Source organism: Winogradskyella tangerina (genome assembly GCF_003260205.1).
Classification (GTDB): Bacteria; Bacteroidota; Bacteroidia; order Flavobacteriales; family Flavobacteriaceae; genus Winogradskyella; species Winogradskyella tangerina.
On sequence record NZ_QERF01000011.1, the window covers coordinates 90,350 to 112,801 of the forward strand.

At 36.3% G+C, this 22,452-nt stretch carries 18 protein-coding genes; 6 read left to right on the plus strand and 12 right to left on the minus strand.

All coding sequences use genetic code 11. The features are described from left to right. The first annotated feature begins 102 nt into the window (after positions 1-102). Positions 103-3,276: a SusC/RagA family TonB-linked outer membrane protein gene (locus DDY94_RS15435; protein WP_111685503.1), complete on the plus strand. Its 3,174-nt coding sequence runs from the start codon at positions 103-105 to the stop codon at positions 3,274-3,276. Positions 3,277-3,286: 10 nt separating this feature from the next. Then, on the plus strand, positions 3,287-4,669 hold the full coding sequence (locus tag DDY94_RS15440; protein ID WP_111685504.1) for a SusD/RagB family nutrient-binding outer membrane lipoprotein: 1,383 nt from the start codon (positions 3,287-3,289) through the stop codon (positions 4,667-4,669). 685 nt (positions 4,670-5,354) lie between these two features. Here DDY94_RS15440 and DDY94_RS15450 read toward each other — a convergent pair. Further along, on the minus strand, positions 5,355-6,098 hold the full coding sequence (locus DDY94_RS15450; protein WP_111685506.1) for a rhomboid family intramembrane serine protease: 744 nt from the start codon (positions 6,096-6,098) through the stop codon (positions 5,355-5,357). A 101-nt stretch (positions 6,099-6,199) separates the two neighbouring features. Between DDY94_RS15450 and DDY94_RS15455 the strand changes: the two genes are divergently transcribed. Further along, positions 6,200-7,477 carry a replication-associated recombination protein A gene (locus DDY94_RS15455; RefSeq protein ID WP_111685507.1) on the plus strand — a complete coding sequence of 426 codons (1,278 nt, stop codon included), beginning with the start codon at positions 6,200-6,202 and terminating at the stop codon, positions 7,475-7,477. On the opposite strand, the gene DDY94_RS15460 is transcribed toward DDY94_RS15455, so the two are convergent. Genes DDY94_RS15460 through radC form a run of 4 tightly spaced genes read right to left on the minus strand, consistent with a single transcriptional unit; the run spans position 7,474 to position 10,989 of the window. Then, positions 7,474-8,313, minus strand: a complete 840-nt coding sequence (locus DDY94_RS15460) for a hypothetical protein (protein WP_111685508.1) — start codon at positions 8,311-8,313, stop codon at positions 7,474-7,476. The two genes, DDY94_RS15455 and DDY94_RS15460, sit on opposite strands and share 4 nt — an antisense overlap. Further along, positions 8,313-8,999, minus strand: a complete 687-nt coding sequence (locus DDY94_RS15465; RefSeq protein ID WP_111685509.1) for a YjjG family noncanonical pyrimidine nucleotidase — start codon at positions 8,997-8,999, stop codon at positions 8,313-8,315. The genes DDY94_RS15460 and DDY94_RS15465 overlap by 1 nt, the downstream gene beginning before the upstream one ends. Continuing rightward, complete coding sequence (locus DDY94_RS15470) at positions 8,996-10,291, minus strand: polysaccharide deacetylase family protein (protein WP_111685510.1); 1,296 nt, start codon at positions 10,289-10,291, stop codon at positions 8,996-8,998. Before DDY94_RS15470 ends, DDY94_RS15465 begins: the two co-directional genes overlap by 4 nt. Next, complete coding sequence (gene radC, locus DDY94_RS15475) at positions 10,291-10,989, minus strand: RadC family protein (RefSeq protein WP_111685511.1); 699 nt, start codon at positions 10,987-10,989, stop codon at positions 10,291-10,293. Before radC ends, DDY94_RS15470 begins: the two co-directional genes overlap by 1 nt. 60 nt (positions 10,990-11,049) lie before the next feature. Here radC and DDY94_RS15480 point away from each other — a divergent pair, with 60 nt between their 5' ends. Genes DDY94_RS15480 through DDY94_RS15490 form a run of 3 tightly spaced genes read left to right on the plus strand, consistent with a single transcriptional unit; the run spans position 11,050 to position 13,012 of the window. Beyond that, positions 11,050-11,493, plus strand: a complete 444-nt coding sequence (locus tag DDY94_RS15480) for a DUF1569 domain-containing protein (protein WP_111685512.1) — start codon at positions 11,050-11,052, stop codon at positions 11,491-11,493. Further along, the gene (locus DDY94_RS15485) at positions 11,493-12,083 is read left to right on the plus strand and encodes an FMN-binding negative transcriptional regulator (RefSeq protein WP_111685513.1); all 591 of its coding nucleotides are present in this window, start codon (positions 11,493-11,495) and stop codon (positions 12,081-12,083) included. Before DDY94_RS15480 ends, DDY94_RS15485 begins: the two co-directional genes overlap by 1 nt. Positions 12,084-12,124: 41 nt before the next feature. Beyond that, on the plus strand, positions 12,125-13,012 hold the full coding sequence (locus DDY94_RS15490) for a dienelactone hydrolase family protein (protein ID WP_111685514.1): 888 nt from the start codon (positions 12,125-12,127) through the stop codon (positions 13,010-13,012). A gap of 148 nt (positions 13,013-13,160) precedes the next feature. Here the strand turns inward: DDY94_RS15490 and DDY94_RS15495 are convergent, their stop codons facing one another. From DDY94_RS15495 to DDY94_RS15525, 7 genes are all read right to left on the minus strand, one after another. Next, positions 13,161-14,435, minus strand: coding sequence for a hypothetical protein (locus DDY94_RS15495; protein ID WP_157957345.1), 1,275 nt, complete (start codon positions 14,433-14,435; stop codon positions 13,161-13,163). Between the two features lie 310 nt (positions 14,436-14,745). Further along, a complete protein-coding gene (locus DDY94_RS15500) occupies positions 14,746-16,098 on the minus strand; it encodes a UDP-N-acetylmuramate--L-alanine ligase (protein ID WP_111685516.1) in 1,353 nt (450 codons plus the stop codon). Between the two features lie 167 nt (positions 16,099-16,265). Continuing rightward, a complete protein-coding gene (locus DDY94_RS15505) occupies positions 16,266-17,669 on the minus strand; it encodes a TolC family protein (RefSeq protein WP_111685517.1) in 1,404 nt (467 codons plus the stop codon). A 3-nt stretch (positions 17,670-17,672) separates the two neighbouring features. Continuing rightward, a complete protein-coding gene (locus DDY94_RS15510) occupies positions 17,673-19,028 on the minus strand; it encodes an HlyD family secretion protein (protein WP_111685518.1) in 1,356 nt (451 codons plus the stop codon). Positions 19,029-19,039: 11 nt separating this feature from the next. Next, entirely contained in the window at positions 19,040-20,701 is a 1,662-nt protein-coding gene (locus DDY94_RS15515) for a peptidase domain-containing ABC transporter (RefSeq protein ID WP_111685519.1), read from the minus strand. Continuing rightward, positions 20,688-21,380 carry a TetR/AcrR family transcriptional regulator gene (locus tag DDY94_RS15520; RefSeq protein WP_111685520.1) on the minus strand — a complete coding sequence of 231 codons (693 nt, stop codon included), beginning with the start codon at positions 21,378-21,380 and terminating at the stop codon, positions 20,688-20,690. The genes DDY94_RS15515 and DDY94_RS15520 overlap by 14 nt, the downstream gene beginning before the upstream one ends. 118 nt (positions 21,381-21,498) lie before the next feature. Continuing rightward, entirely contained in the window at positions 21,499-22,452 is a 954-nt protein-coding gene (locus DDY94_RS15525) for a tetratricopeptide repeat protein (protein ID WP_111685521.1), read from the minus strand.

Below are 22,452 nucleotides of genomic sequence, written 5' to 3' on the forward strand. Positions count from 1 at the left end.
TTGACTATGTCTTTCTGGGAACAAATACACTTTTTGTAGGAATTTTTTTGCAAGATTGAAATATTTTTTCAATATTTGCGTAAGAATTTTAATACAAAAAATATGAAAACAAGATTCGTAAGAATACTAACGCTATTAATTTTATTTTGTGCTCAAATAGCTTTAGCACAAGAGAAACTGGTTACCGGAACCGTTTCTGACGAAACAGGATCACCCCTTCCTGGAGCAGCTATTTTACAAAAAGGGACCACAAATGGTGTATCGACCAATTTTGAAGGAATTTTCTCTATTGAGGTGTCAGAAGGCGATATACTGGTATTTAGTTATCTAGGTTATGGTAGTAAGGAGATTTTGGTTAGATCAGCCAATGTCATTAATGTTTCGCTTGAGCCGGATAACGCTTTGGACGAAGTGGTGGTGACAGCTTTGGGGATAAAATCAAAACCACGTGAATTAACTTATGCCTCACAGACCGTTACATCTGAAGAGATTGAAAATACTAATGAAGTAAACCTAACCTCTTCTTTAGCTGCCAAGGCTGCTGGTGTACAAGTTACTACGTCATCAGGCTCAGTGGGTTCCTCAGCCAATATAAGGATTAGAGGTAACACGTCCATTAATAGATCAAATAGTCCATTATTTGTAATTGATGGTGTACCTATAGATAATAGTTCTTCCCAAAACGGCACTGGTGGTGTAGACAATTCAAATAGAGCTATTGACATTAATCAGAATGATATAGCCTCAATAAATATATTGAAAGGTACTGCGGCTCAAGCTCTATATGGACTACGTGCAAGTAACGGTGTAATTCTAATTACTACCAAATCAGGAAAATCAGGTAAGACAAGAATTACGTTATCGTCATCAATTGCTGTCTCCGAAGTAACAAATTTACCTGCTTTACAAAAGCAATATGCTCAAGGTAGACCTGTAGGCGGTGCCCTAACATGGAGAGGTCCTGAAACTGGTGAAGGGTTTAGCTGGGGACCTGCAATTTCGAATTTAGAATTTGATGGAGCAACCGATTACCCTTACGATTCAAATGGACGATTAGTTCCTACAGGAATGGGTAATGGATTAGCAGCAAGATCTTATGACAATTACAGCTTTTTTGTAAATGGTATTGCTACCGACTTAAATGTTTCTGCTAGTGGTGGTACAGAAGAAGTAAAATACTTTATTTCAACTGGTAAAAATGACCAAAGTGGTACATCTCCAACAGAACAATTTAGCAGGATATCATTTAGAGCCAATATCTCGGCCGATATCACTGATAGATTGAATGTTTTAGCAAGTGGTACATTTGTTAACTCGGGAGGTAGAAGAGTTCAAAGGGGATCGAATATTTCAGGTATAATGCTTGGTCTATTAAGGACCTCGCCAACTTTTGATAACGGCAATGGATTAAGTGGCCGGGAAGCAGCTGCTACAGAAAGTGTGTATCAATTACCTAATGGTACTCAAAGAAGTTATCGAGGTGGAATTTACGACAACCCATATTGGACTGTAGCAAAAAATCCTTCCTTCGATGATGTTAATAGATTTATTGGAGGTTTGCAATTTAACTATCAATTTAATGGTTGGTTAACCCTTAACGGTAAATATGGATATGATCGTTACTCGGACGTCAGAAAACTTGGAATTGACATTAATTCAGCAACAGATAGAAACGGAGTAGTAACAGATAGAACTGAAATCAATGAAGATATCAATACACAACTCTTGCTATTGTTTAATAAAGATATTTCTGACAAAGTAAATGTCGGTGGTACACTGGGTTACGATCAGTATAAAACTAACCGACTAATTCGAAGAGTTGATGGTTTTGGATTAACAATACCTGGTTTTTTTCATGTTTCCAATAGTGCAACACAAGTAAATGATGAATTCGTTGTACGTAGAGAATTACGAGGTCTATACGCACAAGCCAAAATAGGATATGACAATATGCTTTTTGCTAACTTGGCGTATAGAAAAGACTGGTCTTCAACCTTACCAATTAACAACAACAGTTTTGATAGTTACGGATTAGGCGCAAGTTTTGTGTTTAGTGAACTTCTGAAAGATAATTCAATATTGAATTTTGGTAAATTTAGAATCTCTGGTGGTAAATCAGGTAATGATGCTCCGGCATACTCTACAATTACTTATTACCAATCAGGATCTGCTGGTGGAGATGGTTTTATATCGAATAATGAATTCCCATTATTCGGTCAAGTAGCATTTGAAAGATCTAGTCTTTTAGGAAATCCAAATATAAAACCTGAAAAAACCACGGAATATGAGGTAGGCTTAGATCTTAAATTTTTAGACAGTAGAATTAATTTAGATGTAACATACTACAATAAAGAAACAACAGATCAAATAATTAATGTTACTCAGGCTGCTACAACTGGCTTTACAAATAGAGTAATCAACGCTGGGGTAATTTCAAATAATGGATGGGAAGTCACCCTGAATACAGTACCTGTTAGAACAACTGATTTCAACTGGGATTTAGGGTTCAACTTTACACAATATGAATCTGTTGTAGAAGAACTTGTGGAAGGAATTGAGCCTATCATCTTAAACGGTTTTACAAGCACATCATCTAGAGCTGTACCTGGAGAATCTTATGGTGCCATTTGGGGCAGTAGATGGTTGAGAGATGAAAATGGAAATCAACTTGTAGATAACAATGGTGTTGCACTTGCCGATCCAACAAGTGGTGTAATCGGAGACCCAATTCCTGATTTTACGTTAGGAATTAGAAATAGCTTTGAATACAAGAGTCTCAGACTTACAGCAGTATTAGATATAAGAAAAGGTGGAGACGTCTGGTGCGGAACTTGCGGTATTCTCGATTATTTTGGTGTTTCGGCAAAAACGGGACAGCTTAGGGATCAGTCTTATGTAGTAGATGGTATCGTACAATCAACAGGAGCACAAAATACGACCGCTGTTCCTTATGCAGATCCGGCAGGAGGCTTAGGTGCTAATAGATGGGTGCGCTATGGCTTTGGTGGAATAGCCGAAGATAATATATATGATGGTTCTTATGCCAAATTGAGAGAACTTTCCCTTACCTATTCACTTGGTGATAAAATATTAAATCAGATCGGTTTCACTAGTGCCAGTATAACCCTATCTGGACGAAACTTATTCTTAATTACAGATTATCCAGGAATTGATCCAGAAACAAATCTAACTGGCGATTCAAATGGTATCGGATTAGATTATTTCAATCAACCATTTACTAGGTCTTATGCCTTAGCGATTAAATTAACATTTTAACAAAAAAAATATGAAAAATTTTAATAGAAGAATCTTATCAATATTCTTTATCACAATGCTGTTTGCTTGTGGTGATGATTTTGGCGACCTTAACGTCGACCCAACTAGACCAGGTGGAGATAACGCACAAGTAGTGGCAATTGTTCCTATCATGCAAACTCAAACCCACAGGAACCTGTTGTCTTCCGCGGCGAGAATAGCTGGTATATTTACCCAACAATTTAAAGGATTTGATGCGCAACAGGTAGCCTACACACAATACGCAATTGGTGAAAGTACATTGGCTAACTTTTGGGAGTTCGGTCTATATACGGGGTCTATGAGGGACTGCATAGATACTATTGAAAGAGCTGAAGTTCAAGGAGATATTCCAGCTACTCAGGCTCTAGCACAGATTTATCTCGCAGTAAATTTAGGTATTGCTACAAATCTATGGGGCGATATTCCATATTCAGAAGCATTTCAAGGTTCAGATAATGTGACACCCTCATATGATAGTCAAGAAGAAATATACAATTCAATTTTTGAACTTTTAGACGACGCAATTGTTAATCTTCAATTGAATGACCCTCAAGGTACGCAAGGAGACTTGGTAAATGCGAATTGGACTGCTGTTGCACATGCCTTAAAAGCTAGATTTCATATTCAACTTTCTAAACGTGATCCTGATGCAGGATCAAAAGCTCTGATGGAGATTCAGTCAGCTTTTACAAGTAATGCTCAAACACCATCATTTATTTTTGAAGGTAACGCAAACGGTGGTAACCCTTTGGCTCTATTTGGTATACAAAGACCGAACACCTTAATAATTGGTGATTATTTTGATTCTGTTACAGATGGAGACCCAAGAAAAGTAAATTTAATGGTAGCAAATCCTGATAACGATCAACTTTATTTTGAAAATGGAAATGATGATTTATTCTGGGCACAGTTTGATTCACCTTCTCCTTTAATCTCTTTTTCAGAACTTAAGTTTATAGAAGCTGAAGCGCAGCTGTTGACTGGTGAAAATTCTGCAGTGATTTTAAATACAATTAGAGATGCTGTAAGAGCTAACATGGAATACCTAGGCGTTAATGAAAGTGAAATTGTTACTTATACTAATGCAATTATCACGTCGGATTTGGAAACAATAATCAATGAAAAATATAAGGCACTATATGGCTCAAATTTTATACAAGTTTGGAATGATTATAGAAGAACTGGTTATCCTAATTTGACTCCAGATCCAAACGGGGTGAATGGAAGTAATCCGTCTGGTGTTATACCAAGAAGAATACTATATCCAGACTCCGAAAGACTTGCGAATAACGAAGCATACGAAAATGCTATAGCAGCACAAGGCGGTCATTTATTAGATGATGATTTATGGGCATTTCCAAGTGACGACTAGTATTTTCAATTACTACTAACTAGCAAATATTTTAATAGATATTGGATTCTAATAGAGACTATTCCAACCTCGGAATAGTCTCTTATTTCACCATATAAATCTCGTTGTATTCTCCTCTGAGCGACAAGTAAAATATCTGAGAATCCTAGTGCTCTAACCACAATAACCAACCAATTATTTAAAAGTAATTCATTGCTTACATACTTAGATGTGCGATGACTAAACAATTTGCTTATGAATAATTATAATCATCTTAAAAATTTATGTTGGCTTATCTTTTTGTGTATTAGCTCAATTCTCTTTCTGAAAAATTGCAAACAAGACGATATTCAATCAGAATGCAGCTGTGAGTCAGAAGCCCTAACAACTATTCCTGAAACTTGTAATTTAATAGGTCGACTTTCATTTAAATCAGAAAACGCTGAAGATCCCTTTTTTAATAATCATTACTGGATCACATTTATTGAACATAATTGTTCAAACTGCGTGCACCATATGATTATCTGTAATCATGAAATTCTTACTGAAAAGTGTAAAGAAGTTAGAAAATTATCGGAAGATGAATTCATACAAATCAAATTTTCAGGCCATTTAAAAGAAATTTGTAATGACATTTTTACTACAGAAAATATTACTTACAAACATATAACCTTAACGTCCATTGAACTTGTAACGGAAGATGGACCTATCCATCGTCCCGCTTCTTAAAAATGTAATTGATCTGAGTTGGCTCGTCGGTCTCTAATTTCTGATCAACCTCATCTTCTGGAAGCGTTTCAATGAAGTTTCCGTCTTCGTCAAAATGCCTCATAAATGGATCGTCGTCTTCATTATAATCGGGTTGTTCCCATTTATAGCGTTCAGGTTTGGCGACTTGCTTACGGAAAATAAGCGCAAAGACAAACCCTGAAATCAAACCGCCCAAATGACCCTCCCATGAAATGCCGCCTTGAACTGGGAACACATACCAAACCATACTTCCGTATAGAAAAACAACCATCAGTGAAAGTGCAATTAAACGGTAGTGCTTTGCAAAAATCCCTTTGAAAAATATAAAACTCACCAATACATAAATAAGTCCACTGGCACCTATGTGATTTCCTGGCCTTCCCATAATCCAGGTTAGTATTCCTGATAGAATTATACCAAACAGGATCACCCTCCATGCAATTTTATTATAGAAGTAAAACAAGGAAAGCGACAAAACTAATAGTGGTATCGAGTTATTATATAAATGATCTATATCTGAATGTAAAAACGGACTAGTAAAAATACCCAAAAGGCCTTCAAGCTTATGCGGCTTAATTCCAAAAGACTTGATGCCGTAATCAATATTAATCTGATACCAAAACACAAGCCAAATAGTAAAGACAATGACTAATGGATAAATGATTACCGAATTTGAATATTTAAATTGTTCTGAAGACATGATAATTTTCAATACACACTTCAAATTTATAACCAAAACACAATTCCATGAAATATTGTCATAATCTCCTTCTTTGTAGATGCATTTTGTAATTTTGGATTATGAATACTCCATTAGCCGAAAGATTGCGACCTAAAACTCTAAATGACTACTTAAGTCAACAGCATTTAGTGGGCAAAGACGGCATGCTGTATTCACAAATAAAAAGTGGGGTGATTCCGTCTCTGATCTTTTGGGGACCGCCAGGAATCGGAAAAACTACGCTCGCAAATATTATTGCAAATGAGTCTGAACGCCCATTTTATAAGCTAAGCGCTATTAATTCTGGCGTGAAGGATATCAGAGAGGTTATTGATAAAGCAAAAAAAAGTGGTGGTTTGTTTACGGCTAAAAACCCCATTTTATTTATTGATGAAATTCATCGTTTCAGCAAATCGCAACAAGACTCACTATTAGAAGCTGTAGAAAAAGGCTGGGTTACTCTAATTGGTGCAACCACCGAAAATCCAAGTTTTGAAGTTATTTCAGCATTGCTTTCAAGGTGTCAGGTTTATACACTTAATGCCTTTAGTAAGGCAGATCTAGAAGCCTTATTACAACGCGCCATGGAGGAAGATGAGTTTATTTCGAAACTAGACATCGACCTTCAGGAAACTGAAGCCCTACTCCGACTCTCTGGTGGCGATGCTAGGAAACTCTTGAATATTTTTGAGCTACTTGTGACGTCCTTTGAAGACGAACCCATTGTAATTACAAATGAGCTGGTTTCGAAACAAATTCAGAATAAGGCTGCCAGATATGACAAAACTGGAGAGCAACATTACGATATTATTTCGGCCTTTATTAAATCGATACGAGGTAGTGATCCTAATGCAGCGGTTTATTATTTGGCTCGAATGATCGAAGGTGGTGAGGACGTGAAATTTATTGCACGACGGTTATTAATCCTGGCCAGCGAAGATATTGGTAATGCCAATCCGACTGCTTTAGTTATTGCCAATAACACCTTTCAGGCAGTCTCAGTAATTGGCAATCCAGAATCTAGAATAATATTGAGCCAATGTGCTACCTATCTTGCAAGTTCACCTAAAAGCAATGCGGCTTACGAAGCTATCAACAAAGCCCAGCAATTGGTTAGAGAAACAGGCGATTTATCTGTACCGCTTTCTATTCGAAATGCACCAACAAAGCTTATGAAAGAATTAGGTTATGGTGATGACTATAAGTATGCTCATAGTTACGAAAACAACTTTGCGGAGCACGAATTTCTGCCTGATGAAATTAAAAACACAAAACTTTACAACCCCGGAAACAACGCTAGAGAGCAGGCTCAGCGTAACTATTTAAAAGCCCTCTGGAAAGATAAGTACGGTTACTAGAATTTAATATTGATTGGCTTCTCGATCATCTGGCCGTTTTCATTTTCTGAATACACCCAATTCCCGTCTTTTTTAAGAACCATTGCATTTTTGTCCTTAACCATAAAAATATCTGGAGATGCGGTTGCCAAAAGGACCATTATAATTTTTGGTTCAGCATCTACCAACTGAAATCCACCAGCAATTTTCTGTGCATAATACACTGTGCTTTTTTCAGATTTTGGATTGACAACTTCTTTTTCGTCCTTCACAACTTCTTCTTCAATTTCTGGTTGTGACACTTCAGTTTCTTTAGTTTCCACTACCTCAATAACCTCAGCTTCTTCTTGCACTGGCTCCTCGGTGATGACTTTTTCTTCCGTCGCAGTCTCATTTTCTGAATCTTGTTCTTTGGGTGATGTTTTGTTTTCAATCCTAGAAAAATCTAAGGTCACAAAGGCGCGTTCTAAAGCCTCTTTATAGGCAACATTTAGATTTTTTTCTTTACTGGCGCCTTCTTCAGACTCTAACAATAGTTGCCCATAACAATCCTTAAATGAAATTTTAATTTTTTGTTTCAAAAAACCGCCTTTTACTTCATGGACATCAGCATACATTGCGAGGCATCTATTTTTAAAAAGGTCTTCAGGCAACTGCTCACCTTCATCAAAATAAACATTGAATCCTTCTTTTTTCAATAAATATCTCGTCTGAGTATTCAGTCGATATTTATCTTTTCCTTTTAAAAATTCATATTGAAGCGGAACTACAACATACTTGTATGATTCTGATTTTGATTGCGAATTGCCATTCAAAATGCAACCGACTAGGAAAAATATGATGATGAATTTCTTCATTACAACAATGATTTAATCTCAATTAATTGATTGATGGTTTTGTAAGGTATTGATAAATTTTCATTTCGACCATTAAAAAAAATTGTATCCATACCAACTTTTTCGGCACCTTGTATATCAGCTTCGAGGCTATCGCCAATCATTATGCTTTCTTGGGCGAATGCTTGAGCCCTATCTAGAGCAAAATTAAAAATTTTAGGATTTGGCTTTTTCACACCTACCATTTCAGAATTGGTAACCGTTTCAAAATAATGCAGAATATTTGAATTTCTTAATTTCCGCTCCTGAGCTTCCTCAAATCCATTGGTGATAATATGCAATTTGTACTTAGCATCTAAATACTCTAAAATTTCAGAAGCACCGTCAAATAGATGATTAAAAGTGGTTAAATGCTCAATATATGAAACGGATAAATTGTTAATCATAGTATCTTCCACTTCAACATTTATGGCATCAAAGGCTTCCTTCAAACGTCCGTACCGCAGGTTTGCCTTGGTTACACGTTCTTCTCTATAGAGTTTCCAATATTTAAGATTAATGGGTTCGTAGACTTCTAAAAATTCATTCAGACTTATATCAATACGGTTGAGCTCAAATATCTTTTTAAATGTTAAGCCTGAGTTTTTATCAAAATCCCATAAGGTGTGGTCTAGATCAAAAAACACATGTTTTACCTTGTCCTTCATTCAACGGTTTCTAATATTAAATTAAATAGTGATCTGTAACCTTTCCAACGGTCTATATCACTAAAAGTGTAATTATGAAATACAGGAACAAAAGTACCATTTACCGCTTTGACTTCATCAATTAATTTTTGTAAATGTTCGGTTTTATCGAGTTGCGATTCATACTTTAACAAGGCATAATCTAAACAATGATAAGGGTTAATTTGAAGAGGTGTTTGCACTTCATAATCGAGGTCGTACCATTGAAATGGTGTACAGGTCCCGGCTCTAAAACCCAGTGTATCTATATAACCCATGGTAAAATCCTTGTTGATCTCTAGCTCAATTAAATTCCTGTAGGATTTGGGCATATTTAATTTTGAAAAGGAGTGTCTTACTGCTGATAATTCTCTATTAATTATAGATTCCATTTTCAATTTCTCCTTCTTTAAAACTGAAATATTATCGAGCGCAAAGTAGGATGCTTTAATTCCTACTTTAGAGTAATCGGCTACCGATTTAATGAGCGACACAAACTCTTTTTTATTGGTGCTATTATTTTTATCGTAGGTTGAAAAGCTCCCAATTAGGAAGAAAACAATAAACTTAAAATCGTACTGCTTTTGTTTTGTAATAATCCATTTGAAGGTGTCATACGGATCACGCTTGAAACCCATAAGTACCGAGTAACGTTGATATAATTGTTTTAATCTAAATCTACCAATATCGCTAAATGTTCCACCAATGGTTCGCAGCAGTCCTTTCTTCCTGAAATAATAGGCCATCGGTACGTCAATTACAGGTTGTACCTTATATGTCCGTTGTGGAAATTCAAAATCAGGAAATCGATTTTTTAGGACGTCTTGTAATTTATATGCCCAAATATCAACGATAGGTTGATTTAAAAAACGGTGCTTATATGCCAAGCTTTCCTGAGCCATAAATCGACCATAGTCATCCTTCACATGAGGTAGATATTCTTCATATCGGCTTAGTAAATAAAAAGAGGCTGCAAAAATATCGAAAGGCAGATCACTTCGCTCTCCGGCTGCAAAAAACCCTTTTGTTTCGTCCCATTGCTGCACACTAATATCGAGATCCGATAAGCCTTGTTCAAATAAAAGATCGTTACTACGCACAAAAAGCTCACTACTTAAAGGCTTTTTGGTGTAAGACATTTTAAGACTATTGTGCGCAATAAAATCCTCTACTTTAGAAGTGAATTTAACATCTACCCCAAGTATGCGTTTACATAAATGCTTAAAGGTATATTTTAAGCGTGGCGTGATCTTATGCGTATAGACTAATAACATTACAACAATTCTTCATCTGCGAAACTAAAATACGCTTTCTCAGTTACAATGAGATGATCGAGTACTTTAATATCTAAACTTTCGGCTGCGGTTTTAAGTTTTTTGGTGATTTCCTTATCCGATGTACTTGGTTTCAGAGTTCCTGAAGGATGGTTATGACATAATATGATGGAAGTTGCTCCAACTTCCAAAGCATTTTTTAAAACCAACCGAACATCTACTAAGGTTCCTGTGATTCCGCCTTTACTCAATTGTGTTTTTTGGAGAATCTTGTTGGAATTATTCAAATACAAAATCCAAAATTCTTCGTGAGGTAATTCACCTAAAATAGGCTGCATTATCGTAAAAACCGTTCGACTCGATGTAATCTTATCAGAAGCTGACGCATCTTCTAAACGCCGACGTCGACCTAACTCTAGAGCAGCTGTAATGCTAATTGCCTTTGCTTCTCCAATACCATTAAATTCCATAAGTTGCTTAATCGATAATTTTCCTAAAGCATTGAGATTATTATTAACACTTGCCAAAATGCGCTTGCTGAGATCGACAGCGCTTTCTGTTTTGTTTCCTGAGCCAATTAATATGGCAACAAGTTCGGCGTCACTTAAGATTGTTTTTCCTTTATCTCTAAGTTTTTCGCGTGGCTGATCATCCTGAGACCAGTTTTTTATGGAGAAGGAGGCAGATTTGTTAGACATGCTTTAAAGATAAAAAATTGTAAATTTAAAGCACTAATTAAATCTATTAAATCCGAAGCTATGAAATCCTTTTTTGAAGACGGTGTATACGATGAGATCACCTCCAGAATTAACCAACTTAACAAAGATACACAACCCGTTTGGGGAAAAATGAATGTGGGGCAAATGCTTTATCATTGTCAGATGCCACTCAATATTATTCTTGAAAAAGAAGATTACGGCGTAAAACCTAATTGGCTGATTAATTTATTATTCAAAAAGAGTATGTACAGTGATAAACTCTGGAAAAAAAACTTACCAACAGCACCTGGTTTTAAAATAACGGCAGAGAAAGATTTCGAGACAGAATTCAATAAAATTTCAGGGCTTTTGAACGAACTAAACACACAGCGCAATAAAGAGGAATGGCAGCCACATCCTGCATTCGGAAAATTAACCAAAGAGCAATGGGGCAAAATGCAATATAAGCATCTAGACCACCATTTAAGACAATTCGGAGTTTAATGAATTACCCACCAAAACACCATCAAGATGATAATATCGATCATATGATCGATGTTATCAAAACCTATCCGCTCGCAACGGTTATTTCGGTAAAAAATAATGAACCCCTCATTACCTATTTGCCCTTAGTATACGATAACGAAAAACTGATTGGACATATAGATATTTACAATCCTCAGGCTCAATTATTAAAAGACAACCAGCCAGTTACTGTCTTATTTGGCGGACCGCAATGCTATATTTCACCAACGGTTTATTCAACGACACAGTTACCAACCTGGAATTACATCAAGGTGCACCTCAAAGGTAAAGTGACGGCTATTGAGAGTAAGGAAGCACTGAAACAGTCTCTGATTACGATGACAGAATTCTTAGAGGCACCAGACCATAAATATGTATTAGACCCCGATAATCCGCGTCTAAACGCCAATCTCAATTATATTGAAATGTTTGAAATTGACATCACCAACTGGGAAGGAAAATTCAAACTTTCACAAGATAAAAAGAAGAGCGATATGCGTGCCGCGCGTGAAGAATTAATTAGAGCCAATCAGGAAAGTATTCGATTGTTTTTAGACAAAGTTTTCTGAAAATCAATACCTTTAAAGGAATTCAAAAAAACCACCACAACATGAAGGATATCAAAAAAGAAGACATCAAACAAGAGGTGTTTGATTTGTACGATGATTATGCACACAATAAATTGAACCGTCGTCAGTTTGTTGAAAAACTATCCATTTATGCTGTTGGCGGATTAACTGTGTCATCTTTGCTTAGTTTTATGTCTCCTAATTATATCGACACGCTTTTAGTTAAACCAGATGACCCAACGCTAGATTCAAATTTTATTGAATACGAATCTCCAGATGGTGGTGGTACCATTAAAGGGCTATTATCTAAGCCAAAAACTCACGAAGGTAAATTACCTGGGGTTGTGGTTGTGCATGAAAATCGTGGACTCAATCCATATATCGAAGACGTTGGAAGGCGTACTGCAAAAGCTAACTTTATTTCGTTAGCTCCAGATGCCTTATCGCCATTAGGCGGGTATCCTGGCAACGATGACGATGGAAGAGCAATGCAAAAAAAACGCGACCGCAATAAAATGCTCGAAGATTTCATTGCAGCATACAACTACCTTTTAAATCATGAAGACTGTAATGGTAAAGTAGGTGTTGTAGGTTTTTGTTTTGGCGGTTGGATTTCAAATATGATGGCCGTAAGACTACCAGAACTCAGTGCTGCAGTCCCTTACTACGGCAGACAACCAGGAGATGAAGATGCCAAAAAAATTAAGTCACCTCTCCTACTTCAATATGGCGAACTTGACACTAGAGTTAACGCAGGATGGCCTGCCTTTGAAAAAATTCTGAAAGAAAACAAAATAGAATACCAAGCTTATATTTATCCGGGCGTTAATCATGGATTTCATAACAATACCACGCCACGCTACGATAAAGAGGCCGCAGAGTTATCCTGGAAACGCACCCTTGATTTTTTTAATAAGCACTTGAGGTAAAAATAAAATAAACTGTTCGTTTCATGATGGTGATGATTGATTAAAATATGATGAAACGAAATGTTGCTTTATCTTTAAGAGGTTGGTTAATTAATCTATTAACGATTTGAAAATTAACTTATTGCCCGCTTCACGACACATTCTATGTTTACTTGAAACGCTCTGTAATTTGAATTGGGAATTCCCTTTTAAGGCGCCATAATTCATCTGAATGAGCTCTATTTCTACTGAAGGGATTTCTATCTATTTCAAGAATCATTTCTTCATAATCAAAATTTGAATGTGCCTTTTTTAATTCTAAAATTGCCTCATTATGACATGACAAGACATTTATGTAGTCTTGATATAAGGCTTCATCATCATAAACATATTCGAATACGGTCTCTCTATTTATGTGCTTTTTGAACTTCTTGACTAATTCTTCATATGAAACTCGAATATCGTTGAGCATTACTTTTTTTGAAACATCAATACGAATAGTATCTAATGTTCTTTCTTCCTTAATGAAGTCATAATACGGTGATGTCGGTGGTGCAGGTAGTTTCCTAGGAAAAATCGTATGTAGAGAAGGAGAAATCGGATGCTTTATTTGATTATTAAATAAATATTTTGTGATCTCATTTTCATTTTCAATCTCATAAATAATTTTTAACTGACCAATTTGGTACATTTTAAATTCAAATTCTTTTATGAACCGGATTGGGACCATCTTATTAGCCCTAAGTCTCGGTGTGGCCCTAGGTTGTAACTCTTCTACCAACCCACTTCGCCATTCAGTTACATAACTATATATGTCATTTAAATCCATGGGTTTATTACGTTCGCTTAATACGCATACTTCACCTTTTGAATCAAAATCGATCTTAAAAACTAAATTGTCATAATACCGTTTTAAATAATCTTCATCTTTATAATCACTAGAAGGAACATCAACTGTAGGATGAGCAGCATAATAAGAATTATCAATTTTCTTATAATTAATTACATCGAGTTGACTCAAACAGACGGTAAGACAAAAACAAACTAAAAGATGTAAACCCATAATTTTCCATCTACTTTTTTTTATGACCAAACTCAGTGTTTTCCAAGATTCAAAATACAATACAACAATGATTAACAGAGACGGCCAAAAGAGTTCGATAATAAAACTTGGTCCAAAATAAAGGGATACAAAAGTTGAAAACAGAAACCACATTTTTGTAAACCAATAGATGAAATTAAGTCCTAAAAATCCTTGGTCATTAAAAATTCTACCGCGCTTTGGATTTCTTCTTGAAAGTGCATTTTGCGGTCTTGAAAACAAGTAACTAATCGCAACCGAATTTCCTAATAAAATTGAAATAGCTGCAAAAAATAAGTTACTCATTTCACGTTCATTTTCGGGCACAACAAATGGACGATTTTCAAAATCTAGGAAGAGCATTCTCTCTGTTTCACGCATTCCATAAAAAAAACTATAGAATGAAACTGCTATTGTTAATCCGAGTATAATTGACAGAACAAACCTTTTCCTTGAAATTTGGCTGAAATCGATATATGCATTATAAAAAATTCGATTGAATTTCATATGAAATCACTTATATCTCATTAGTAGTAAGCTGCAGCATATTGTTACGGCAAGGTTGGTCATTCTCATTTATTTTAAAATTGAATATTAATCCTGTAATATGAGTTAATTCGTGCCATCTGTAACAGAATGGATTCCTGCCTGCGCAGGAATGACAAGATAAAATCTAAATCAAGGCTTTAACAGCTTCAAAATCGAGTCCGCCGTAATTACCAGAACTCATTAAAAGCAAAGCTTTATTTTCAAGATCTTGAGAGAATAAGAAGTTTTTAAAATCTTCAGGATTTGTATATATAATTAGATCATCGCGCTGAAATGCACTTGCAATTTGTTCGTGGGTAACTTCGTCTAACTTTTTAATCTGAACGGCATGCGGCGAATAAAATACTACAGCGACATCAGCAGCATCTAATGCGCCTTTATACTCTTTCAAAAATTCGGCATTCAAACTACTGTAGGTATGCAATTCTAAACACGCAATTAAAGTTCTATCACTATACTGTTCTTTCACAGCTTTGGTGGTCGCTTCAACCTTACTTGGAGAGTGCGCAAAATCCTTGTAGGCAACACTTTTATCGTTTTCAGCTATTTTTTCTAATCGCTTACTTGCTCCCTTGAATGTTGAAATGGCTTCATAGAAATCATCTTCATCGATACCCATATGCTGGCAAATCCATTTTGCACCGGCAAGATTATTCAAATTATGTGCACCAAAAACTTCAATTGGCATTGGCCCTTCCGGTGTTTCTAATAAGGTTTCGCCGTCTTCAACAGTATATTCTGGTGTACGGTAAGGCAGCTTTCTGATCTGATTTTCAGAGGCTTCAACAATGCGCTTTACCTCAGCATCTTCTTCGTTGTAATTAATACTTCCACCTAAAACAATGGAATCTACAAAGATCTTGAACTGTTCTACATAGTTCTCGTAAGTAGGAAACACATTGATATGATCCCAGGCAATTCCACTTAATAATGCAATATTGGGTTTGTACAAATGAAATTTTGGTCGTCTGTCTATAGGCGAACTAAGGTATTCATCGCCCTCAAGAATCATAAAGTCATTGTCTTCAGTGAGTTTTACCATCACATCAAAACCTTCCAATTGTGCACCAACCATGTAATCGACATCGCGATCATGATAATGCATTACATGCAAGATCATTGATGTTATTGTTGTTTTACCATGACTTCCACCAATTACAACACGTGTTTTATCTTTTGATTGTTCGTATAAAAACTCTGGATAGCTGTAAATCTTTAAACCCAAGTCTTGGGCTTTTAATAATTCTGGATTATCGGCTTTTGCGTGCATTCCGAGAACAATCGCGTCTAAGTCTGAATGAATCTTTTCTGGATACCAACCAAATTCTTCTGGCAATAAGCCTTGAGCTTGCAGTCGAGATTTTGAAGGATCAAAAATTTCGTCGTCACTTCCTGTAACCTTATATCCTTTATGATGTAGTGCCAAGGCCAAATTGTGCATGGCCGCACCGCCAATAGCAATAAAATGTACGTTCATACAACAAATATAAATATAGACTAGAGATCTAAGACCAGAGTAGAGAGAATTTATTGAACTTTCTAATTTTGAATCGTTAACGAGTTGAGTGTTGTGCGAAGAATGCGCAAATTGTATCGAGAACCTATGGATTAGATTCTCGATACTAATTACTGACCAAATGAATTTTACAACTCAGGATTTACTGCTAAACTATTGAATAACTTCGCCTTAGTGCTAAAGAATTTAAATTCTATTGAAATGGCTTTCAGCTGACTATCGATTAATTTCGATTCGCGTGAATTCACAAGAAACAACGAACTTTCCCCTAGTTGAAATTTACGTTCTTCCGCTATAAGCATTCGTTCTGAATCACTCACCATCTGTTGCGTAATATCATTTTGCAATACATAAGAATCTAGTTCTTGCTGTAATGCATTAATTTTATTCTGAAGGTTAACACGTGTAGCATCTATTTCGAACTCTGTATCCTGAAGTTTAATTTTTGCCAGTCGCAGATCTCCACGCTCTTTTCTGAGAAAAAGAGGAAAACTAATGTTTAGACCTCCTTTGTACTCAGCCGTATTGAAAGATCTGGCAATATCTGGCTGCTCGGTTAAAAAATTATACTCCACATCGACCTTTGGCAACAGTTTATTCGCCTTCAATCTGGTATCCACCTCTAAACTCTGAAGCTTGTAATCTAAGGAGATCATCTTAGGATGTGCCTCAACAATAGCCTCATTATCCTGAAGCTGATTAATATTGAACGTCGTATCGATAATAGGCTCGGAATTTACATCTGGAACTACATTAGGCTGTAACTCAACCGGAATGTTATTATCTAACCATAAAAAAGTAGATAATTCTAAAGCCGCCTTTAACAATTTAACTCGAGATTGCTCCAAACTTAATCGACGCTGATTAATGGCTATTCTGGCTTCAACCACATCGATTTCAGCGCGTTCACCAACTTCTGCGCCACGCTCAACCCCACGAAAACGTTGCTCTGCATTAGCGAGGAAATTTTGAAATAACAGTAACTCATTATAGGCTTGCAACCACTTGAAATAAGCCATGGATGCTTCAAACAAAATGTTGTTGACGAAAATATCTCTGTCTGCTTTTGCCTGCTCTCTAAATAATTTAGCCTGCTTTAACGACGCCATTCTATCGTTGATCAATAAGCCTTGTGCAACCGGGATTTTCACACCTGCAGAATAGAGACCATCATCTGGCACAAATGCTTCTGGATTCAAAAAATCTCCTGAATTTTCTTCGAAGGTTGCTTTGAGTTCTATTCCGTACCAAGTTGGAATTTTAAACATGCCGTTTAGCTGATCAAAATACTCCTGTCCTTTGAACTTTTTACGGTCGTAGTCCACTTCAAATTTTGGATCGAAAGCACCACGTGATTTCAACAATTTCGCCTGACTTTCATCAATAACAAGTTCGGCCTGCTTAACGATAGGATGAAACTTCTTCACATAGCCTAGATACTCATCAAAACGAAGTATTTCGGTGATACTATCAGTTTGGCTAAACCCTAACATTCCAATAAAAATGAAAAGTAATGTGCTTAAATACTTCATTGTTTATTTCTTTGCTTTACCTGACGCCGCAGCATCTTGAGGTTGATAGTAATTTGGTGGGAAACCGTTTAACTGTCGCCACAATTCGAACCAAATCGGAACATCATCTAATAAGGCCATAGTGTAGGCACCAGAACCTGCTCTGATCTCATTTGGCCATGGATGGTCGTCTGGATCGGGCTTTAACAATATTCTGAATTTTCCATTCGGACTAATAAATCGTTCAACTGCTACAACTTCGGCTCCGTAAGTACCATAAGATACATTTGGCCATCCGCTAAAAACAATTGCAGGCCAACCGTCGAACTGAATTCTTACTTTTTCACCCGGATGAATCAACGGTAGATCGATTGGACGCACAAAGGTCTCAACAGCCAGATCTACGTTGGCAGGAATAATTCCGACCAATTCTTCACCCTCCTTAAATGTTTGTCCGATACCTCCTCTGAGTGCCGTTGTTATAAAGGCATCATAAGGTGCAACGATATACTGCAACCCAGTTCGTATGGTATAGTTGGTGACATCATTCTCTAATTTCTGAACTTCAGCTTCAGAACTAAACTGACTAGACTTCGCCGAGAATTTTTCACTTCGGGCTTTCGAAATCTTATCCGCAAACTCTTGCTTCACACGATTGATCTCTAACTTGGCATTGGTAACCTCAGCCTTACTCACCAATAATTTGGCTTCCTGAGAGGTCTCTTTTGCCTGAGTTTCTTGAAGTTTTATTGCTGCATCTTCAAGATTCTTACGCGCTACATAACCGTCTTTCAGCAAGGAATCTGCACGATTATACTTAATTTGAGCAATGCGTAGATTTGTTCGCGCAGCAATTAAATCGATGCTATCGGCCTTCACTTTTTGCCTAGCCTGGGCGAGCTTATTATCCGCCTGCTCTAGTTTCAAGGATCTTTCAATGATCAGTGCATTGATACGTGCTTCTTGGGCACTAACCTTCTCAGCATAAGATTCGGCAGAAATCTTTTTAGCATCGCGCTGCTGCTCTGTTATTGCAACCAAATTCGGGTTAAAATACTCACTTTTAATTTCAGCAATTTGCATGATGGTATCACCCTTTTTTATCGAATCACCTTCACGTACATACCATTTGAGAATACGCCCAGGTATAGGCGACTGAATGGTCTGTGGTCGCTGGTCTGGTGTTAAAGTTGTTACTTCTCCTTGCCCTGATATATTCTGCGTCCAAGGAAGAAATAGTATAATAAATCCAACGATAGCAAAGCCAGCCAAAAAGCGATTAAAGTACTTGTAATATTGTTTATTGAAAACACGTTTTCCAGAATTGTACTCCGATAAGTCTACTTTCTTATTTAGTGGGTTTTTAGAAATATTCAACATAGCTCTACGTTTTAGATAATTTCACCATTATTTAATGTAATCACATCTGTACACTCGCTCGTCCAGTCTTGATTAAAACTAGCAACAATAAGTGCCCAAGGATTTTCTGATGCCGTCAACGCTTTAATAATTCGTCTTGCTTCAGCAGTCTCAAAATGCTCTAATGGTTCTTCGAGCACCAGTACTCGTGGTTTTTTCAGAATCGCTCTAGCCAAGATAATTTTCTTTGCAACGGTGAAGGACATTTGCTTGCCTTCCGGATAAATTATGGTTTCGAGACCTCTTTCTGTCTGCTTGAGATAATTTGTTAATCCTACTAAGTCTACGGCGTGCTTTATTTCTTCGTCGGTAATCTCCTTATTCATTAAGGTAAGATTATCTCTAATGCTGCCCTCAAATGGGGTTTCTTCCGCCAAGGATAAACCTAAAAACGATCGATAACTATTGAGATACAAGTTCTGTAAAGACTCATCATTAACGAATATTCTTCCTTTTGTAGGGTGAATGATTCCTGAAATAATTCTGAGAAGACTCGATTTACCTGAACCACTTGGACCCTGTACCAAAATTCTGCTCGATGGCTCTATTGCTATAGTTATATTATTCAGAATAGGTAATGCTCGGTCTGGAACTTCGTAAGTAACTTTATCTAGTTCAATTTTGAAATTTTCTGTAGGTTGTAATTTTACGCCATCTTGATCTTCTAATTTTTTATCGACCACCTGACCCATTTTCTCTAAAGAAGTTAAAACGTCATAGAATGATTCTAGACCAAGAATCAACTTCTCTACAGAAGCGATAACCAATAGTATGATGATCTCGGCAGCAACAAACTGTCCAATATTCATTTCCTGACTTAATACAAGTAAACCACCAATAATTAATAGACCAGCAGTTACTACCACCTTAAAGCCGATCATTTGAATAAATTGAATGATCAAAATTCTAAAGTGACTTTCTCTGGCTTGAAGGTAGCCGTCAACTAGTTTATCATTTTTTTCGAGTGCTAATGAGGTACTTCCCGAAATTTTAAAACTGGTAATTGCTCTTGCTACTTCTTGAATCCAATGTGCAACCATGTATTTTTTCTTTGATTCTGCCAAACTAGTTTCCATACCTCTTTGAATGGTATATTTAAAAACAATGTAAATCAAAATGATTAGAAGTATGCCGAAAGCAATGAAAAATGGATGATAAAACGATAGTAAGATTAATGCAAAAACAATTTGTAATACTGCCGCAGGTACATCTAATAATAGTTTTGCCAGTCCTTTTTGCACATTTAACACATCAAAAAATCGGTTGGCCAACTCAGGTGGATAATAGTTGCGCAACTCGTTCATTCTTATCTTCGGAAAACGATACGTAAACTCGAACGATGCTCTCATGAAAATTCGTTGCTGAACGGTTTCTATGATTCGCATTTGCATAAGCTGAAGTATTCCAACGAAAACAACACCAAGTGTTACTAACACTACCAAAACGATCCAAGATGTACTTACCTGAGCACCTTGTATAAGGTTAATAATAGCTTGAATACCTAATGGCAAGGTAAGACTTATTAATCCTGAAAAAACCGCATAATAGATGACTTGCAGAAGATCCTTTTTCTCAAGTCTAAGAATACCCACAAACCTTTGCCATGGGGTTAAAAGAGGTTTAGTTTGATTCATCTGTATTAGTTTTTAATGCGTTTTGAGTGAGATTGATAAAAAATTCTGTTGGAGTTATAGCTTTACCACAATCGGTAATAGAGCTAAAATGTACTTTCAAAAAGTGTTGATGGAGAGCACCTTCAACAATAGTACTCGCCAAACTTGAAGGAAATTTATAATCTGGATTTACATTCTTAATGATCTCCCTTAATCGATGGATTAATCTCTTGTAAACCTCAAAATAACCTTCTTTGTTTTCGCTATCAACTTCTTTCGTTAAATATGATTTTGAATATTCATTGATAATTATTCGGTTAAGAATTACCTCATTAATATGTGTATAAGTAACATCCTCCTTTATGGTACGCGTTACCACTTCAATGGCCTTAAATAATCTATCCTTATCATCAGGAACATTATGAGTAGCAAACACCATTTGATACTCTATCCATGCCCAATACCAAGAGGTTAAATAAAGTAACAGCTTATGTTTACTTTCAAAATAGCGATAAATAGAGCTTTCGTTAGATCCTATCTTCACACCTAACTTCTTAAATGTAAAGCTATCGAATCCGATTTCATCAATGAGCAAAATACCGTGTTCAATGATTCTTTTGCCTAAATCAGAAGACTCCGGATCCTTGATAAAAATCTTATCAGGTACAGATATCTTTAAATTTGATAGTAAATTAATCATATTCCAATTTTTTAGATTGCAAATATAATAGTATTACTATCGTTTTTGCGAATTTAACAAATATTTAGTCTATTAATAATTATAATAGATATCATAAGAAATATTTATGATAAGGAGATTAAAGCTTTGAAATAATGGCTTTTTCTTTTTGAAAAACTTTAATTTTTGGCAAGCCGGCAATAGCCTTGTTGATCCATTTCAGTGCCTCAGTCTTATTCTTTTTGTGCTTATAAATTTGAGCCAAACGGTAATAAGCCCATGCTTTTGGCACACCATCTTTAGCTGAATGATTCAGCAAATAGGTCTTGAGGCATTTTTCGCCTTTTTCGAGTTGGATGTTATAATCGGCACATACTTTACCAATTTGATAATGCATGGCATTGCGCTGATGCTTTGTGTGAGCCTTTTCAATATTGTCTATGGCTTTATCTGGCTCATCTTGTTTTTCATAAAAATTCGTAAGCTTTTCATAGCAGGTTACAGAACCACCAACTTTAATGGCGAGTTTATAATATTTTTCGGCCAATTCGGGTTCATCATCATATTCATAAACATAACCTTTGGCAAGATATCCATCAACTTCAGAGAGGTTTTGTAATTCGTTTGCATACTTCAAGGCCTTTGAGGTACTTCCGCCAACAATTCCTGGCAGTGACACATATAATTCAACCAAAGCCCATCTGGCATCGATATGATTTGGATCTAATTCTGCAGCCTTCAAAAAGGCACGCTTAACATCGCCGATAAGTCCTAATGCTCTAATTTTACTTACGCTTAAGGCTTTCATTCCTAAGGCACCACCGTACTTGTAATGGTAATTAGCATTTTTGGGTTCTTCTTCAGCTAACCTTTTATACTGCTCAATGGCTTCGTCCCATTTCTTCTGATGTCCATAGGCATCACCTAACAACTCTATGGCCTCTTTATCATTAGGATGTGACTCTAAATAAGTCACCATTTCTGCCTGAGCATTAAGAAATTGCTTTTGATCCAGGTATGATCTGGCATTCTCAACAGCGGTCTGAGAAAAGCAAAGTGAAGACCATAAAAAAATCCAGAAAAATTTATTCAT

What these genes read in the sequence shown, in the direction of transcription:
- DDY94_RS15435 (WP_111685503.1), top strand. Translation starts at nt 103, where the DNA reads ATGAAAACAAGATTCGTAAGAATACTAACGCTATTAATTTTATTTTGT.
- DDY94_RS15440 (WP_111685504.1), top strand. Translation starts at nt 3,287, where the DNA reads ATGAAAAATTTTAATAGAAGAATCTTATCAATATTCTTTATCACAATG.
- DDY94_RS15450 (WP_111685506.1), bottom strand. Translation starts at nt 6,098, where the DNA reads ATGTCTTCAGAACAATTTAAATATTCAAATTCGGTAATCATTTATCCA.
- DDY94_RS15455 (WP_111685507.1), top strand. Translation starts at nt 6,200, where the DNA reads ATGAATACTCCATTAGCCGAAAGATTGCGACCTAAAACTCTAAATGAC.
- DDY94_RS15460 (WP_111685508.1), bottom strand. Translation starts at nt 8,313, where the DNA reads ATGAAGAAATTCATCATCATATTTTTCCTAGTCGGTTGCATTTTGAAT.
- DDY94_RS15465 (WP_111685509.1), bottom strand. Translation starts at nt 8,999, where the DNA reads ATGAAGGACAAGGTAAAACATGTGTTTTTTGATCTAGACCACACCTTA.
- DDY94_RS15470 (WP_111685510.1), bottom strand. Translation starts at nt 10,291, where the DNA reads ATGTTATTAGTCTATACGCATAAGATCACGCCACGCTTAAAATATACC.
- radC (WP_111685511.1), bottom strand. Translation starts at nt 10,989, where the DNA reads ATGTCTAACAAATCTGCCTCCTTCTCCATAAAAAACTGGTCTCAGGAT.
- DDY94_RS15480 (WP_111685512.1), top strand. Translation starts at nt 11,050, where the DNA reads ATGAAATCCTTTTTTGAAGACGGTGTATACGATGAGATCACCTCCAGA.
- DDY94_RS15485 (WP_111685513.1), top strand. Translation starts at nt 11,493, where the DNA reads ATGAATTACCCACCAAAACACCATCAAGATGATAATATCGATCATATG.
- DDY94_RS15490 (WP_111685514.1), top strand. Translation starts at nt 12,125, where the DNA reads ATGAAGGATATCAAAAAAGAAGACATCAAACAAGAGGTGTTTGATTTG.
- DDY94_RS15495 (WP_157957345.1), bottom strand. Translation starts at nt 14,435, where the DNA reads ATGCTCTTCCTAGATTTTGAAAATCGTCCATTTGTTGTGCCCGAAAAT.
- DDY94_RS15500 (WP_111685516.1), bottom strand. Translation starts at nt 16,098, where the DNA reads ATGAACGTACATTTTATTGCTATTGGCGGTGCGGCCATGCACAATTTG.
- DDY94_RS15505 (WP_111685517.1), bottom strand. Translation starts at nt 17,669, where the DNA reads ATGAAGTATTTAAGCACATTACTTTTCATTTTTATTGGAATGTTAGGG.
- DDY94_RS15510 (WP_111685518.1), bottom strand. Translation starts at nt 19,028, where the DNA reads ATGTTGAATATTTCTAAAAACCCACTAAATAAGAAAGTAGACTTATCG.
- DDY94_RS15515 (WP_111685519.1), bottom strand. Translation starts at nt 20,701, where the DNA reads ATGAATCAAACTAAACCTCTTTTAACCCCATGGCAAAGGTTTGTGGGT.
- DDY94_RS15520 (WP_111685520.1), bottom strand. Translation starts at nt 21,380, where the DNA reads ATGATTAATTTACTATCAAATTTAAAGATATCTGTACCTGATAAGATT.
- DDY94_RS15525 (WP_111685521.1), bottom strand. Translation starts at nt 22,452, where the DNA reads ATGAATAAATTTTTCTGGATTTTTTTATGGTCTTCACTTTGCTTTTCT.